This is a genomic window from Micromonospora sp. NPDC048868, from assembly GCF_043198195.1.
GTDB classification, from domain to species: domain Bacteria; phylum Actinomycetota; class Actinomycetes; order Mycobacteriales; family Micromonosporaceae; genus Micromonospora; species Micromonospora reichwaldensis.
The window spans coordinates 105930-120416 of sequence record NZ_JBICUN010000007.1 but is presented as its reverse complement, the minus strand read 5'-3'; the positions used below and the strand labels follow the sequence as shown (position 1 = coordinate 120416).

The following is a 14487-nucleotide window of genomic DNA, read 5'->3' as shown; positions in this document are numbered from 1 at the left end:
CGCACCGGAGAGACTGGTGGGGTGAGCACACCGATCCGCGCGTCCTCCATCCTGCCCGGGCACCGCGAGGACATCGAGCTGCACACCGCGGACGGTCTGCGGCTGGTCGGCGAGTTGGCCCGCCCGCTGGACCGTGACCCGGTGGGCACCCTCGTCTGCCTGCACCCGCTGCCGACGCACGGCGGGATGATGGACAGCCACGTGTTCCGCAAGGCGGCGTGGCGGCTGCCGGCCCTGGCCGACCTGGCGGTGCTCCGCTTCAACACCCGGGGGACCAGCAGCATGCGCGGCACCAGCGAGGGGGCCTTCGACAACGCGGTCGGCGAGCGCTTCGACGTCGCCGCCGCCATCGAATACGCCGAGTTCCACGAGCTGCCGAACGTCTGGCTGCTCGGCTGGTCGTTCGGCACGGACCTGACCCTCAAGTACGGCTGCGACCCGGCCGTCGTCGGGGCGATCCTGCTCTCCCCGCCGCTGCGCTTCTCCGCCCCGGCCGACCTGGAGCACTGGACGGAGTCCGGCAAGCTGCTGACCGCGCTGGTGCCCGAGTTCGACGACTACCTGCGCCCCGACGAGGCCCGGGAGCGCTTCGCGGCGGTGCCGCAGGCCGAGGTGGTCGGGGTGCCCGGGGCGAAGCACCTCTGGGTCGGCGACGCCGAGACCGTGCTGGACGAGGTGGTCCGCCGGGTCAACCCGGCCGCCGCCGTGCCGCTGCCGACCACCTGGGACGGCCCGATGGAGACCGGCGACGTCAGCGCGTACGCCGACCGCACGGTGGCCTCCTTCGCGGACCGCCCGGTGCCCGGCCCGCCCGCCGGCCAGGCCGGCTGACGCGCCCTCGGCCTCGCGCTCCCGTCGCGAGCCCGGCCGACCCGGTCCATCCGTGGCCGGACCGGGCCGGGCGGGGTCAGCGGGACTCCTGCCGGGGCAGGACCACCTCCCGCAGGATGAGCTGGAGCGCGGCCACCGCCGGGATCGCGATCAGCGCGCCCACCACGCCCAGCAGGGAGACCCCGAGCAGGGCGCCCACCAGGGCGGCCACCTCGTTGACCGACACCGACCGGCGCATGATCTTGGGATAGATCAGGTAGTTCTCCACCTGCTGGTAGATCAGGAAGAACACCGCACAGGCGATGCCGATTGGCAGGTCCGTGGCGAACCCGACCAGGCTGACGATCACCGCGCCGAGGGTCGCGCCGATCTGCGGGATCAGGTCCGTCACCGCGACCACCACGGCCAGCGCGAACGGGTACGGCAGACCGACGATCAACGCGAAGACGAACGTGGACACCCCGGCCAGCACCGCGATGCTGAGCGCGCCCACCATGTACGCGCCCACCTTGGTCAGGATCTCGTCCCCGATCAGCCGTACCCGCTCCCGGCGCGAGCGGGGCACCAGCGAGTAGCCCAGGTCGCGGAGCCGGTCGAAGTAGGCCAGGAAGTAGATGGTCAACACCAGCACGGTCAGCCCCCGGAAGACCGTGCCGAAGATCAGTTGGGCGCCGCCGAGCACCCCGCCGAGGGCCTGACCGACCGTGTCCGCGTTCGCCGCGCTCTGCACCCGCTCCATCAGGTCGTACCGCTCCACCAGGTCGTTGACCGTCTCGTTGCGGCGCAACGCCTCCAGGTAGCTCGGCAACTGCCCGATGAACTGCCCGCTCTGCGTGACGATCGGCGGCACCAGGGCGAACAGGCCACCGCAGAGGAGCAGCACGACCGTCAGCGCGACCACCGCCACGGCGAGCCCGTGCGGCAGCCCCCAGGACCGCAACCGGACCACCGCGGGGTGCAGACCGACGGCGAGGAAGAGCGCGATGACCACCAGGACCAGGATGCCGGCCGCGTTGCGCAGGCCCAGATAGAGGGCGTACGCGAGCAGCACCCCGGCCGCGCCGGTGAAGCCGACCAGGAAGCTGCTGCGCTTCAGCGGCCGCCCCGGCGTACCGAACCGGCTCGACCCGTTCCCCGCCGGCTCGCCGTCGTCCGTCGTGCCGGTCGTGCCCGTCGTGTCTCTCGTGCCCGTCGTCCTGTCGGCGTGTTCGGGCGCGGTGGCGTGCTCCGGCTTCCGGTTCCTGTCGCCCGGTGCCGGGGCGCGGCCGGGCTCCCGGTCGCCGCTCGACGCCATCGGTCCGTCGTCCGCCATCGGACCTCCCTGGATCGATTCCCGCGGGACGGCCCGACCACGGCTCACGTCGGCGAATCCCACCGGGAGCGTACGCCGCAGGCCCGACGGTGCGACCCGCCCGAGCCGTGCCACCCGACCCGACGGTGCCACCGGCCCGAGCCGTGCCACCCGACTTGACCGTGCTACCTGCCCGAGCCGTGCCATCCGACCCGGCGGTGCGACCGACCCGGCGGTGTGACCGACCCGGCGGTGCCACCGACCCGGCGGTGTGACCGACCCGGCGGTGCCACCGACCCGGCGGTGTGACCGACCCGGCGGTGCTACCGAGGCCAGCCAACACCACCTCTCCGCGCACCCTCTGGGTGCGGGCAGGACCGAAGCCCTGAGATCTTGGTACGGCACGGCCCCTATAGGGGCCCGATTCTTCCAAGATCCGCCCGACGCACCCGAATCGTCGGGCGGTGGAGCGGTCAGGGGTTCCTCGCTGACCGCCCGCAGGGCGGGGCGACCTCGCGAGTCAGTCCTTCTCGACGACGACCTTGCTCGGCTTGGCGCTGCGCTCGTCGGTGGTCGGCTTCGCCGGGCGCTTGCCGTTCTCGCCGGTGCTGGTGATCTTCGTCGGGGTGGCGCCCCGGCCTCCCTCGCCGGGCACCGCCGCCACGGTCGGCTCCCCGTCCACGCCGGCGCTGGCCGTGCCCCCGTCGACGGTGGTCACGGTGGCCTTGCCGTTGGCCGGCTGTCCGGCGTCGGCCGGCTCGATCCGGCCCTTGGCCGGCTGCCCGGCGTCCTCCGGCTCCACCTTGCCGGCGGCGGGCTTCCCGTCCGAGGAGGACGGAGGCGCTGCGGGGCCTGTCGCCCCGCCCGCGACTGGGGCCTTGTCCGCGGAGCCCACACCCGCAGGGGTCTTGTCGGCCGAGGGCTTGTCCGTGTCGGGGCGGGGCCTGCCGCCGTTCGCCGTGGCCGGCTTGCCGTCCGCCACCACCGGGGCGGCGGCGCCGTCCGTCCCGCCCGGCCGGTCGGCTGCGGCGAGCCGACCCAACCGCAGCTCCGCCACCTGTCGCTGGAGCTCGTCGGACTCCTGGCGGGACTTCCAGGTCTCCTGGCGCAGGTCGGCCAGCTCCTGCTGGGCCTGGGCGATCTCCAGCATCACCTGGGCGAGCTGCTGACGGCTGGCGGCGGCCTCCTGTTGCGTGGCGGCGAGGTGCTGCTGGGTCGTCGCCAGGTGCTGCTGCGTCGTGGCCGCGTACTCCTCGAACTGCCGCCGCGACGTCGCCACGTGCTCGTCGGCCTTGCGGCGCTTGTCGGCCGCCTCCGACTCGGCCCGGCCGAGCAGCGCCGCGGCCTCCTCCTCGGCCTGCCGGCGCATCGTCAGCGCGTCCTGCTCGGCGGCCTGGCGGACGGCGGCGGCACCCTGCTCGATCTCGTTCTTCCGGGCGGTGTACTCCGCCTCCAGCGCGGCGCGGCGCGACTCGAACCCGGACTCCAGCTCGTCGTGCCGGCTCGTGTGCTGCTTCTCCAACTCGGCGAGCCGGGTCTTGTACTGCTTCTCCAGCTCGTCGCGGCGCTTGGTGAACTCCTGCTCGGCCGCCGCGCGGCGCTGGGTCAGCTCGCGGTCCGCGGCCTCGCGCCGGCTGTTGACCTCCTGCTCGACCCCGGCCCGCCAGGCGCCCAGCTCCTGCTGCGTCTGGGCCCGGGCGTGCTGCACGTACGCCTCGGTCTCGGTGCGCATCCGCTGCACGTACGCCTCGGTCTCGGCGCGGTTGCGCTTGGCCGTCTCGGCCGCCTGGGTGGTGAGCCGCTCGGCCTCCTGGCGGGCCTTCTCGCGGGTGGCCCGGCCGGCGCTCGCGGCGTCGTCGATGATCTGCTTGGCGTCCCGCTGCGCCTTGGCGTGGGTGGCCCGGCCCGCCTCGGTGGCCTGGTCGACCAGGCGCTTGGACTCCTGCTGGGCCTTGGCGTGCACCTCCTTGGCGGCCTCCCGCAGCTGGGTGGCCTCCTGCTGCGCCTTGGCGTGCACCTCCTTGGCGGCCTCGCGCAGCTTGGTCGCCTCCTGCTGGGCCCGCTGGTGGATCTCCTTGGCCGCGTCCCGCAGCTGGGTGGCCTCCTGCTGGGCCTTCGCGAGCGCCTCCTGGGCGGCCTTGCGCAGCCGGGCGGCCTCGTCCTTGGCGGTCCGGACGGCGGCGTCCGCCTCGGCCTTGCGGGCCGCGGTGTGCCGCTCCTCCTCCGTCCGGCGGGCGGCCAGCGCGATCTCGAAATCCTTGAGGGCGGTGGCGGCCTGCTCGCGGGCCTCGTCGACGATGTGCTCCGCGGCGGCCCGGCGAGCCTCGATCTCCTCGTTGGCGGAGGCCAGGATCGCGTCGGCCTGCTCCTCGGCGATGGTGAGGATCTGCTCCACCCGCGGGCCCAGGTGCCGGTAGGAGACGTTCTCCAGCGCCCCGGACGACTTGCGCGCCTGGGCGAGGTCACGTTGGAGCACCTCGACCTGGCCGGCCAGCTTGTGGATCTGTGTGTAGGCCTGTTCCCGCTCGGCCGCCAGGGCCGCGATCTCGTGCTCCGCGCGAGCGACGTACCGGTCGACCTGTCGTTTCTCGTACCCCCGCAGAGCGGACTCGAAGCTGGGCTCCGTGGTCACATCCCCGCCGAGAGCGAACAGTTCCTCGCCGTGCGACATGCCCCCATCCTCACACGCCTCCACTCCGGCTGGGGCGATACGGACGCCCCGGATAGGACCTACTTCACTGCCGACACGCCCGGGCAATTCGGTTGGCGGGAAAAAGCGCACGGCGCGGGGCGCACCGGTCACCCGGTGTCACCCCGCGCCGTGGAATCATGCCCCGGTCGGGTGGGTCGGTCGGGTCAGTTGGCGGTCTCCGCGGCCACCCGCTCGTCGGCGTTGTCGGCCTTCTTCGCCTCCGGCTTGGCCGGCGCGGCCGGCGGCGTGGCGGGCACGCCCGGCACGATGCCGGCGAGGCCGGAGAGCATCTGGCCGAGCTGCGAGGTGACGGCGTCCTTCTGCCGGGTGAGGTCCTCGACCTCGCGGCGGGCCGCCTGGGTGGTCAGCTCGGCCTCGGTGCGCGCCTCGGTGAGCAGGCGGTTCGACTCGGCCTTCGCCTCGGTGAGCGTCTTGTCGGCCAGCGCCTTGGCCTTGTCGACCGTCTCGTTGGCGGTGCGCTCCGACTCGACCCGGCGGGCCTCGGCGCGCTGCTCGATCTCCTTGGCCCGCTCCTGCGCGGCGTGGGCCCGCTGCTCGGCCTCGCTGACCAGCTTCTGGGTCTGGGCCACCTGCGCGGCGTGCCGCTCGGACTCCTCGCGCTCGGCCTTCTCCCGGCGCTCGGCCAGCTGGAGCTCCAGGGCCTGGAGGTCCTTGTCGCGCTTGTCGCGGGCGTCGGTGAGCAGCTTGGTCGCCTCGGCGCGCTTCTCCTCGGCCTCGCGGGCCGCCTTCGCCCGCTGCTGGGTGATCTCCCGCTCGGCGGTGGCCCGCAGGGTGGCGACCTCGCGCTCGACGGTGGACTTCAGCTCGGCGACCTCGTGGGCGGTGACCGTGCGCAGCTGCTTGGTCTCCCGGTCGGCGTCGGCGCGCAGCGTGTCGGCCTCGCGCCGGGCCTGGACGCGGACCTCGGCGGCCTCGCGCTCGGCGGCGGTGCGGACGCTGCCCGCCTCCCGCTCGGCGTTGGCCTTCATGGCCGCAGCCTCGGCGCGCGCCTTGTCGGTGATCTCGCGCGCCTCGAGGCGGGCGGCGGAGAGGATGCCCTCCGACTCGCGCTTGGCCTCGTTGCGGTGGTCGTTGGCCTGCTCCTCGGCCAGCCGCAGGATCTGCTCGACGCGGGTGCCGAGACCGGAGAGGGTCGGCCGGCTGTTCTCCTCGAGCTGCTTGTTGGTGTCGGCGAGCTTCTGCTCCAGCGCGCTCATCCGCTGCTCGGCCTGGCGGAGCCGTCGCTGGGCGTCGTTCATCCGCTGCTCGGCCTCGGCGCGGGCCTGCTCGGACTGGGTCAGCGCGGCCGTCATCCGGCCGATGAAGTCATCGACCTGGTGGGTGTTGTAGCCGCGCAGGCCAACGGTGAAATCGGGCTGCGAGTTCGCGTTATCGAAGAACGCAAGAGGGGAGGACTGCTGGGGCATTGGGACATACTCGCAGACCCCCCAGGGTGCTTCGCAAGAGCGGTGCCGAGCTTTCGTGTCCTCATTACATGGTCAACTGCGGGTCCGCCGAGGACCGGGCAGATCGCCGATCTTGGCAGGTCCCGGGCGGGTCGGACGGCACGGAGCGTGACAGGGGACAGGGCACGGAGCGTGACATGGAAAAGGGCCGCGGGAGTACCCCGCGGCCCTTTGTCGCGCCATGGTCGGCATCGCTCGAATGAGCGTCCGACACTAGGCGGAAAGGCAATCGCCGTTCACCGCAATGGTCGACGGCGCCTCGTCCCTCGGGTCAGTGGCCGCGGAACCGGTTGATCGCGTCCTCGTGCCGGGAGCGCAGCTCGCGGTCGCGTACGCCGAGCCCGTCCGACGGGGCCAGGCAGCGGACGCCGACCTTGCCCTGGTGCGCGTTGCGGTGCACCTCGTACGCGGCCTGGCCGGTCTGCTCCAGCGCGTAGGTCTTCGACACGGTGGGGTGGACCTTGCCCAGTGCCACGAGCCGGTTGGCCTCCCACGCCTCGCGGTAGTTGGCGAAGTGGCTGCCGATGATCCGCTTCAGGTGCATCCAGAGGTAGCGGTTGTCGTACTGGTGCAGGTAGCCGCTGGTGGAGGCGCAGGTGACGATGGTGCCGCCCTTCTTGGCCACGTAGACGCTGGCGCCGAAGGTCTCCCGGCCGGGGTGCTCGAAGACGATGTCCGGGTCGTCGCCGCCGGTCAGCTCGCGGATGCGCTCGCCGAAGCGGCGCCACTCGTCCTGGTCCTGGGTCTGCTCGTCGGACCAGAAGCGGAAGCCCTCGGCGGTGCGGTCGATCACCAGCTCGGCGCCCATCTTCCGGCACAGCTCCGCCTTCTCCGGCGAGGAGACCACGCAGACCGGGATCGCGCCGCCGTTGAGCGCCATCTGGGTGGCGTAGCCGCCCAGGCCGCCGGAGGCGCCCCAGATCAGCACCACGTCGCCCTGCTTCATGTTGGCCCCGTGGTGCGACACCAGCTGCCGGTACGCCGTCGAGTTGACCAGCCCCGGGCTGGCCGCCTCCTCCCAGCTCAGGTGGCGCGGCTTGGGCATCAGCTGGTTGGCCTTGACCACGCACAGCTCGGCCAGGCCGCCGAAGTTGGTCTCGAAGCCCCAGATCCGCTGCTGCGGATCCAGCATGGTGTCGTCGTGCCCGGCCGCGTCCTCCAGCTCCACGGAGAGGCAGTGCGCGACGACCTCGTCGCCGGCCTTCCACTTCGTCACCCCGGGCCCGGTGCGCAGCACCACGCCGGCGGCGTCGGAGCCCACCACGTGGTACGGCAGGTCGTGTCGGCGGGTCAGCTCGGAGAGCCGGCCGTAGCGCTCGAGGAACTTGAAGGTCGGCAGCGGCTCGAAGATGCTGGTCCAGACCGTGTTGTAGTTGATCGCGCTCGCCATCACGGCGACCAGCGCCTCGCCCGGCCCCAGCTCCGGCGTCGGCACCTCCTGCACGTGCAGCGCCTTGCGCGGGTCCTTGTCCCGGGTGGCCAGGCCGTCGAACATCCGGGTCTCGTCGGCGCGCACCACCACGCCGCGGTACGTCTCGGGTACCGGCAGGCCGGCGATCCCGGCGAGCTCCCGTGCGGGTTTGTCGGATCCCTCCGCCGCCATGATCGCTTCGAGGATGTCCTGCACGTCGACCTCCCGTTCGTCCGCACCCCGCCCACGCGGGCCTGGGTGCTGCCATCGTCGGCGTCGGTGCGGCCCACCGCCATGTCGGCATCCGACACATCCGGTACCGGCCGCGCTCCTGTGGGGCGGGACGTTACTGAACAGTAGGTAGGGCCGGAAGTCCTCTGTGAAAAACTGCATTGGCCGATGCGTGGAGGTGCCCGGGCGGCGGTGGAACCACGCACCGATGCGCTCGGCGGGGCCTGCGGCCCCTCTCCCACCAGCCGGGGAGTGGCCTCCGGCCCCTTCTCGCCAGATGGAGTGTGGCCTCCGGCCCCCGTCCGGTCGACGGGAGCCGGAGGCGGGGGATCAGTGCCCGGCGGCGGGCTCGACGAGTTCGACAAGCACCCCGCCGGCGTCCTTCGGGTGGACGAAGTTGACCCGCGAGTTGGCGGTGCCGCGCTTCGGGGTGTCGTAGAGCAGCTTCACGCCCCGCTCGCGCAGCTTCGCGCAGGCGGCGTCGATGTCCTCGACGGTGTACGCCACCTGCTGCACGCCCGGGCCCTTCTTGTCGAGGAACTTGGCGATTGTCGACTCCGGGGTCAGCGGGGCGAGCAACTGCACGCAGCCGCCCTCGGCGTCCGGGCCGACGGCCAGCATCGCCTCGCGTACGCCCTGCTCGGCGTTCACCTCGGTGTGCACGCAGCGCATCCCGAAGGTGCGCTGGTAGAAGTCGATCGCGGCGTCCAGGTCGGCGACGGCGACCCCGACGTGGTCGATGCGGCGCAGGCCGATGTCTGTGACATAGTCGGCAGCGGTCTCGACGGGGGAGTTCTCAGCCATGGCGCTAGTCTGACCGAACAATCGTTAAGGCGTACAGGTCGGCACCCCCTCGGAGGCAGGCATGGCTTCGGTGATCGTCAGCGGCGCGCGGACCCCGATGGGGCGCCTGCTGGGCAACCTCAAGGACCTCCCCGCGACCAGGCTCGGTGGCGTCGCGATCAAGGCGGCGCTCGAGCGGGCCGGCGTCGCCCCCGAGCAGGTCCAGTACGTGATCATGGGGCAGGTGCTCCAGGCCGGCGCCGGACAGATCCCGGCCCGCCAGGCGGCGGTCGAGGCCGGCATCCCGATGTCCGTGCCGGCGCTGACCGTCAACAAGGTCTGCCTCTCCGGCCTGGACGCGATCGCCCTGGCCGACCAGCTGATCCGCGCCGGCGAGTTCGACATCGTCGTCGCCGGCGGCATGGAGTCGATGACCAACGCCCCGCACCTGCTGCTCGGCCAGCGCGGCGGCTACAAGTACGGCGACGTGGTGGTCAAGGACCACATGGCGCTCGACGGGCTCACCGACGCCTGGGACAACTGCGCGATGGGCGAGTCCACCGAGCGGCACAACGGGCGGCACGGCATCTCCCGCGAGGAGCAGGACGCGTTCGCCGCGACCAGCCACCAGCGGGCCGCCGCCGCGCAGAAGAACGGCCACTTCGCCGACGAGATCACCCCGGTGGTCATCCCGCAGCGCAAGGGCGACCCGCTGGTGATCAGCGAGGACGAGGGGATCCGCCCGGACACCACCGTCGAGTCGCTGGCGAAGCTGCGCCCGGCGTTCGCCAAGGACGGCACCATCACCGCCGGCAGCGCCTCGCCGATCTCCGACGGCGCCGCCGCGGTGGTCGTCATGAGCAAGGCCAAGGCCAAGGAGCTGGGGCTGACCTGGCTGGCCGAGATCGGCGCGCACGGCAACGTCGCCGGCCCGGACAACTCCCTGCACTCGCAGCCGTCCAACGCGATCCAGCACGCCCTCAAGAAGGGTGGGCTCGGCATCGAGGACCTGGACCTCATCGAGATCAACGAGGCGTTCGCCCAGGTGGGCATCCAGTCCACCCGTGACCTCGGGATCAGCCCGGACAAGGTCAACGTCAACGGCGGGGCGATCGCGCTGGGCCACCCGATCGGCATGTCCGGCGCCCGGCTGGTGCTCACCCTCGCGCTGGAGCTCAAGCGCCGGGGCGGCGGCACGGGCGCCGCGGCGCTCTGCGGCGGCGGCGGCCAGGGCGACGCTCTGATCATCCACGTCCCGGCCCCCGGCGAGAGCGGTCACTGACCGCCGGCCGGCCGATCCCGTAGAGGCAGCACAGTGAGCGAGATCGTCGACGGCGTCCCGGCGGCCGGCGCACCCCCGGTGCGCCGCAGCCGGGACGTGCCGATGCTGGTCGAGCGGGCCCGCGCGGGCGATCCGCGCGCGGTGGCCCGACTGATCACCCTGGTCGAGTCCGGCGACGAGACGCTGCCGCGGATCGCGGCGGCCCTCGCGCCGTACGCCGGCCAGGCCCAGGTGGTCGGGCTGACCGGCTCACCGGGGGTGGGCAAGTCGACCACCACCAACGAGCTGGTCCGGGCGCTGCGCGCCCGCGGCCACCGGGTGGGCGTGCTGGCCATCGACCCGTCCAGCCCGTTCACGGGCGGGGCGATCCTCGGCGACCGGGTCCGGATGCAGGACCACGCCACCGACCCGGGCGTCTACATCCGGTCGATGTCGAGCCGGGGCCACCTGGGCGGGCTGTCGGCCGCCACGCCGCAGGCGGTGCGGGTGCTGGAGGGCGCCGGCTGCGACGTCGTGCTGGTGGAGACCGTGGGCGTCGGGCAGGCCGAGGTGGAGGTCGCCTCGCTGGCCGACACCACGCTGGTGCTGCTCGCCCCGGGCATGGGCGACGCGATCCAGGCGGTCAAGGCCGGCATCCTGGAGATCGCCGACGTCTTCGTGGTCAACAAGGCCGACCGGGACGGCGCCGACGCCACCTACCGCGACATCCAGGGCATGATCGCCCTGGGTGAGCGCGGCCCGGGCGACTGGCGGCCGCAGGTGGTGCGCGCGATCGCCTCCCGGGGCGAGGGGATCGACGACATCGCCGCCGCCATCGACAAGCACCGTGCCTGGCTGGTCGAGCACGGCGAGCTGCGTCGCCGCCAGGAGGCGCGGGCCGCCGCCGAGGTCGAGGCGATCGCGCTGGGCGTGCTCCGCGCCCGGATCGGTTCCCTGCGCGACGGTACGGAGCTGCCGGCGCTCGCCGCGAAGGTGGCCGAGGGCGCCCTCGACCCGTACGCGGCGGCCGACGAACTGCTCTCCCAGCTCGGCTCCTGAGGGGCCCGTCGAGCTAGTACGCTCGCACCGCTCCACGGTCGGCGTGGGGCGGTGCGCGGCGGAGTGGGGAGACGATGGGCGACGAGGCGACGCAGGAGCTGTCGGTGACACCGGACGCGGTGCCGGGCGGGACGACGCTCGTCTCCGACGAGGTGGTGGAGAAGATCGCGGTGGCCGCCGCGCGGTCCGTGCCCGGGGTGGTCGAGCTGGGCGGGGACGTGGCCCGGTTCTTCAACGCGGTGCTCGACAAGGTCGGGCTCGACCAGGTCGGCGACGCCCGGCGCGGCTGCTCGGCCCACGTCACGAACGGCGCGGCGGTGGTCAACCTGGTCATCGTGATCGAGGCCGGCCGCCCGGTGCCGCAGGTGACCGCCGAGGTCCGGGCGCAGGTCGCCGGGGCGGTCGAGGCGTACGGGCTGCGGGTCGACGAGGTCAACATCAGGGTCGACGACGTGGCCCTGGGCGGTCCCGCCGCGCCCGTCGCGTGACGCGTCCAACGGCTCAGGTTACCTGCCGGTACGAACTTACTTAGCGATCGTTCAGGTCTGGGCTCTACACTCGCAGTGCAGTCGAGGACTCGAGGAGGAGCCCCGCCGATGAACGCCGACGAGATCGCCGCCGGACGGGCGCGCTGGCAGGCCCGCTACGACGCCGCGCGCAAGCGGGACGCCGACTTCACCACGCTCTCCGGGATGCCCGTCGACCCGGTCTACGGGCCGCCGGAGGGCGTGCCCTACCCGGGCTTCGAGCGCATCGGCTGGCCGGGCGAGTACCCGTACACCCGGGGTCTCTATCCGACCGGCTACCGCGGGCGGACCTGGACGATCCGGCAGTTCGCCGGGTTCGGCAACGCCCAGCAGACCAACGAGCGCTACAAGATGATCCTGGGCGCCGGCGGCGGCGGTCTCTCCGTTGCCTTCGACATGCCCACGCTGATGGGCCGGGACTCCGACGACCCGCAGGCGCTCGGCGAGGTGGGCCACTGCGGCGTCGCCATCGACACCGCCGCCGACATGGAGGCCCTCTTCGACGGCATCGACCTGGCCGGGGTCACCACGTCGATGACCATCTCCGGGCCGGCCGTGCCGGTGTTCTGCATGTACCTGGTGGCCGCCGAGCGGCAGGGCGCCGACCTGTCCACGCTGGACGGCACGTTGCAGACGGACATCTTCAAGGAGTACATCGCGCAGAAGGAGTGGCTCTTCGACCCGGAGCCGCACCTGCGCCTGATCGGCGACCTGATGGAGTACTGCGCCCGGGAGATCCCGCGCTACAAGCCGCTCTCGGTCTCCGGCTACCACATCCGCGAGGCCGGCTCGACCGCCGCGCAGGAGCTGGCGTACACGCTCGCCGACGGGTTCGGCTACGTCGAGCTGGGGCTCTCCCGGGGGCTCGACGTCAACGTCTTCGCGCCCGGCCTGAGCTTCTTCTTCGACTCGCACGTCGACTTCTTCGAGGAGATCGCCAAGTTCCGGGCCGCCCGCCGCATCTGGGCCCGCTGGCTGCGCGACGTCTACGGCGCGACCAGTGAGAAGGCGCTCTGGCTGCGGTTCCACACGCAGACCGCCGGGGTGTCGCTGACCGCCCAGCAGCCGGTCAACAACGTGGTGCGTACCGCCGTGGAGGCGCTCGCGGCGGTGCTCGGCGGCACCAACTCGCTGCACACCAACGCCCTGGACGAGACCCTGGCGCTGCCCACCGACGAGTCCGCCGAGATCGCCCTGCGTACCCAGCAGGTGCTGATGGAGGAGACCGGGGTGACCAACGTGGCGGACCCGCTGGGCGGGTCCTGGTACGTCGAGGCGCTCACCGACAAGATCGAGGCCGAGGCGGAGGAGATCTTCGCCCGGATCCGGCAGCTCGGCGGGGAGGGTCCGCACCAGATCGGCCCGATGACCTCCGGCATCCTGCGCGGCATCGAGGACGGCTGGTTCACCGGCCACATCGCCGAGTCCGCGTTCGTCTACCAGCAGGCGCTGGAGAAGGGCGACAAGCGGATCGTCGGGGTCAACTGCCACACCGGCACGGTCGCCAAGGACCTGGAGATCCTGCGCATCTCGCACGAGGTGGAGCTGGAGCAGCGCCGGGTGCTGGCCGAGCGGAAGGCCGGCCGCGACGAGGCCGCCGTCAAGGCCGCCATCGAGCGGATGGTCGCCGTCGGCCGGACCGACGGCAACATGATCCCGGCCATGCTGGACGCCGTCCGCGCGGAGGCCACCCTCGGCGAGATCTGCGACGCCCTGCGCGCCGAGTGGGGCGTCTACCGCGAACCCGCCCGCTTCTGACCCCGTCCCCCTCGACACCGCGATCCCGCTCCACCGCGATCCCGCACCCCGTGTCCCGGCAGCCGCCGGGCAGGCCTCGTACCGAGGACCGGAGGTGCGGGATCGCGGGGTGTCGGGCGGGAGACCGGGCAGCGGCGCGGGGACGGGGCGGGGAAGGGCGGGAGCAGCCGTGACAGTCGCAACTGTCGCCGTCGCGGTTGATCTGAGTTCCGTGGGTCGCGTGCGAGACTAGGTAACCATGAGCGACCCACGGATCACCTCGTCGATCTTCACCCGCGGCGCGGTCGACCTCAGCGCGCTGCGCACCCCCGCACCGGCCCCTGCCCGCCCCGCCACCCCGGCCCAGTCCGCCCCCTCCGCCGATTTCCCCGGCGCCGCCGGTGGCGGCGTCGCCGTCATCGACGTGAGCGAGGCGACATTCCAGTCCGAGGTTCTCGAGCGCTCGCTCACCACACCGGTGATCGTGGACTTCTGGGCCGAGTGGTGCGAGCCGTGCAAGCAGCTGAGCCCCGTGCTGGAGCGGCTGGCCGCCGAGGGCGGCGGCGCCTGGGTGCTCGCCAAGGTCGACGTGGACGCCAACCCCCGGATCGCCCAGATGTTCCGGGTGCAGGGCATCCCGATGGTCTACGCGGTGGTCGGCGGCCAGCCGATCGACGCCTTCTCCGGCGTGGTGCCCGAGGCGCAGCTGCGGCAGTGGATCCAGGCGGTGCTCAAGGCCGGTGGCGTGAGTGTCGCCGAGCCGGAGGACCCGCGCCTCGACGAGGCCGACGACGCCCTGATGAGCGGCGACCTCGACGCGGCCGAGCAGGCGTACCGCAAGATCCTCGCGGAGTCGCCCGCGGACGCCGCGGCGGAGGCGGGCCTCGCCCAGGTCGGGCTCGCCCGCCGGGTGGCCGGGGCCGACCCGGGCGCGGCGGTCGCCGCCGCCCAGGCGAACCCCGACGACGTCGAGGCCCAGCTCCTGGCCGCCGACATCGAGGTGCTCAGCGGTCAGGCCGAGGCGGCGTACGCCCGCCTGGTGGGCCTGGTCCGCCGCACCGCCGGTGAGGAGCGGGAGAAGGTACGCCAGCACCTGGTCAGCCTCTTCACGGTCGCCGGGCCGGAGGATCCCGCGGTCGCCTCGGCGCGCCGGTCCCTGGCCAGCGCCCTGTTCTGAGCACCACGCCCTGCTTGTGAG

The 14487-nt window shown here is 72.9% G+C and carries 11 protein-coding genes; 6 read left to right on the top strand and 5 right to left on the bottom strand.

Annotation, left to right across the window (positions count from 1 at the left end; translation table 11 throughout):
- Nucleotides 1-21 precede the first annotated feature (21 nt).
- Nucleotides 22-831, top strand: a complete 810-nt coding sequence (locus ACGFNF_RS13690) for an alpha/beta hydrolase (protein ID WP_393167943.1) — start codon at nt 22-24, stop codon at nt 829-831.
- A gap of 76 nt (nt 832-907) precedes the next feature.
- Here ACGFNF_RS13690 and ACGFNF_RS13685 read toward each other — a convergent pair whose 3' ends face one another.
- The 5 genes from ACGFNF_RS13685 to mce all read right to left on the bottom strand — a co-directional run bounded on the left by ACGFNF_RS13685 (nt 908) and on the right by mce (nt 8726).
- A complete protein-coding gene (locus tag ACGFNF_RS13685) occupies nt 908-2143 on the bottom strand; it encodes an AI-2E family transporter (RefSeq protein ID WP_393167941.1) in 1236 nt (411 codons plus the stop codon).
- 499 nt (nt 2144-2642) lie between these two features.
- Entirely contained in the window at nt 2643-4793 is a 2151-nt protein-coding gene (locus ACGFNF_RS13680) for a hypothetical protein (protein ID WP_393167939.1), read from the bottom strand.
- 185 nt (nt 4794-4978) lie between these two features.
- Nucleotides 4979-6241: a cell division protein DivIVA gene (locus ACGFNF_RS13675; protein ID WP_393167937.1), complete on the bottom strand. Its 1263-nt coding sequence runs from the start codon at nt 6239-6241 to the stop codon at nt 4979-4981.
- A gap of 310 nt (nt 6242-6551) precedes the next feature.
- Nucleotides 6552-7907, bottom strand: coding sequence for a crotonyl-CoA carboxylase/reductase (ccrA, locus tag ACGFNF_RS13670; RefSeq protein WP_393167935.1), 1356 nt, complete (start codon nt 7905-7907; stop codon nt 6552-6554).
- A gap of 345 nt (nt 7908-8252) precedes the next feature.
- Nucleotides 8253-8726 carry a methylmalonyl-CoA epimerase gene (gene mce / locus ACGFNF_RS13665; RefSeq protein WP_121399562.1) on the bottom strand — a complete coding sequence of 158 codons (474 nt, stop codon included), beginning with the start codon at nt 8724-8726 and terminating at the stop codon, nt 8253-8255.
- Nucleotides 8727-8787: 61 nt separating this feature from the next.
- Between mce and ACGFNF_RS13660 the strand changes: the two genes are divergently transcribed.
- The 5 genes from ACGFNF_RS13660 (at nt 8788) to ACGFNF_RS13640 (ending at nt 14466) form a co-directional block, all read left to right on the top strand.
- Complete coding sequence (locus ACGFNF_RS13660) at nt 8788-9987, top strand: acetyl-CoA C-acetyltransferase (protein ID WP_393167933.1); 1200 nt, start codon at nt 8788-8790, stop codon at nt 9985-9987.
- Nucleotides 9988-10089: 102 nt separating this feature from the next.
- Nucleotides 10090-11025, top strand: coding sequence for a methylmalonyl Co-A mutase-associated GTPase MeaB (meaB, locus tag ACGFNF_RS13655; RefSeq protein ID WP_393168171.1), 936 nt, complete (start codon nt 10090-10092; stop codon nt 11023-11025).
- A gap of 74 nt (nt 11026-11099) precedes the next feature.
- Entirely contained in the window at nt 11100-11513 is a 414-nt protein-coding gene (locus tag ACGFNF_RS13650; RefSeq protein WP_357577185.1) for an Asp23/Gls24 family envelope stress response protein, read from the top strand.
- Between the two features lie 108 nt (nt 11514-11621).
- Nucleotides 11622-13310 carry a methylmalonyl-CoA mutase family protein gene (locus ACGFNF_RS13645; protein ID WP_311412025.1) on the top strand — a complete coding sequence of 563 codons (1689 nt, stop codon included), beginning with the start codon at nt 11622-11624 and terminating at the stop codon, nt 13308-13310.
- 238 nt (nt 13311-13548) lie between these two features.
- Nucleotides 13549-14466, top strand: a complete 918-nt coding sequence (locus ACGFNF_RS13640) for a tetratricopeptide repeat protein (RefSeq protein WP_393167930.1) — start codon at nt 13549-13551, stop codon at nt 14464-14466.
- Nucleotides 14467-14487 lie beyond the last annotated feature (21 nt).

Coding starts and splice junctions, on each gene's coding strand:
- ACGFNF_RS13685 (WP_393167941.1), bottom strand. CDS start 2,143: ATGGCGGACGACGGACCGATGGCGTCGAGCGGCGACCGGGAGCCCGGC.
- ACGFNF_RS13680 (WP_393167939.1), bottom strand. CDS start 4,793: ATGTCGCACGGCGAGGAACTGTTCGCTCTCGGCGGGGATGTGACCACG.
- ACGFNF_RS13675 (WP_393167937.1), bottom strand. CDS start 6,241: ATGCCCCAGCAGTCCTCCCCTCTTGCGTTCTTCGATAACGCGAACTCG.
- mce (WP_121399562.1), bottom strand. CDS start 8,726: ATGGCTGAGAACTCCCCCGTCGAGACCGCTGCCGACTATGTCACAGAC.
- ACGFNF_RS13660 (WP_393167933.1), top strand. CDS start 8,788: ATGGCTTCGGTGATCGTCAGCGGCGCGCGGACCCCGATGGGGCGCCTG.
- meaB (WP_393168171.1), top strand. CDS start 10,090: ATGCTGGTCGAGCGGGCCCGCGCGGGCGATCCGCGCGCGGTGGCCCGA.
- ACGFNF_RS13650 (WP_357577185.1), top strand. CDS start 11,100: ATGGGCGACGAGGCGACGCAGGAGCTGTCGGTGACACCGGACGCGGTG.
- ACGFNF_RS13645 (WP_311412025.1), top strand. CDS start 11,622: ATGAACGCCGACGAGATCGCCGCCGGACGGGCGCGCTGGCAGGCCCGC.
- ACGFNF_RS13640 (WP_393167930.1), top strand. CDS start 13,549: ATGAGCGACCCACGGATCACCTCGTCGATCTTCACCCGCGGCGCGGTC.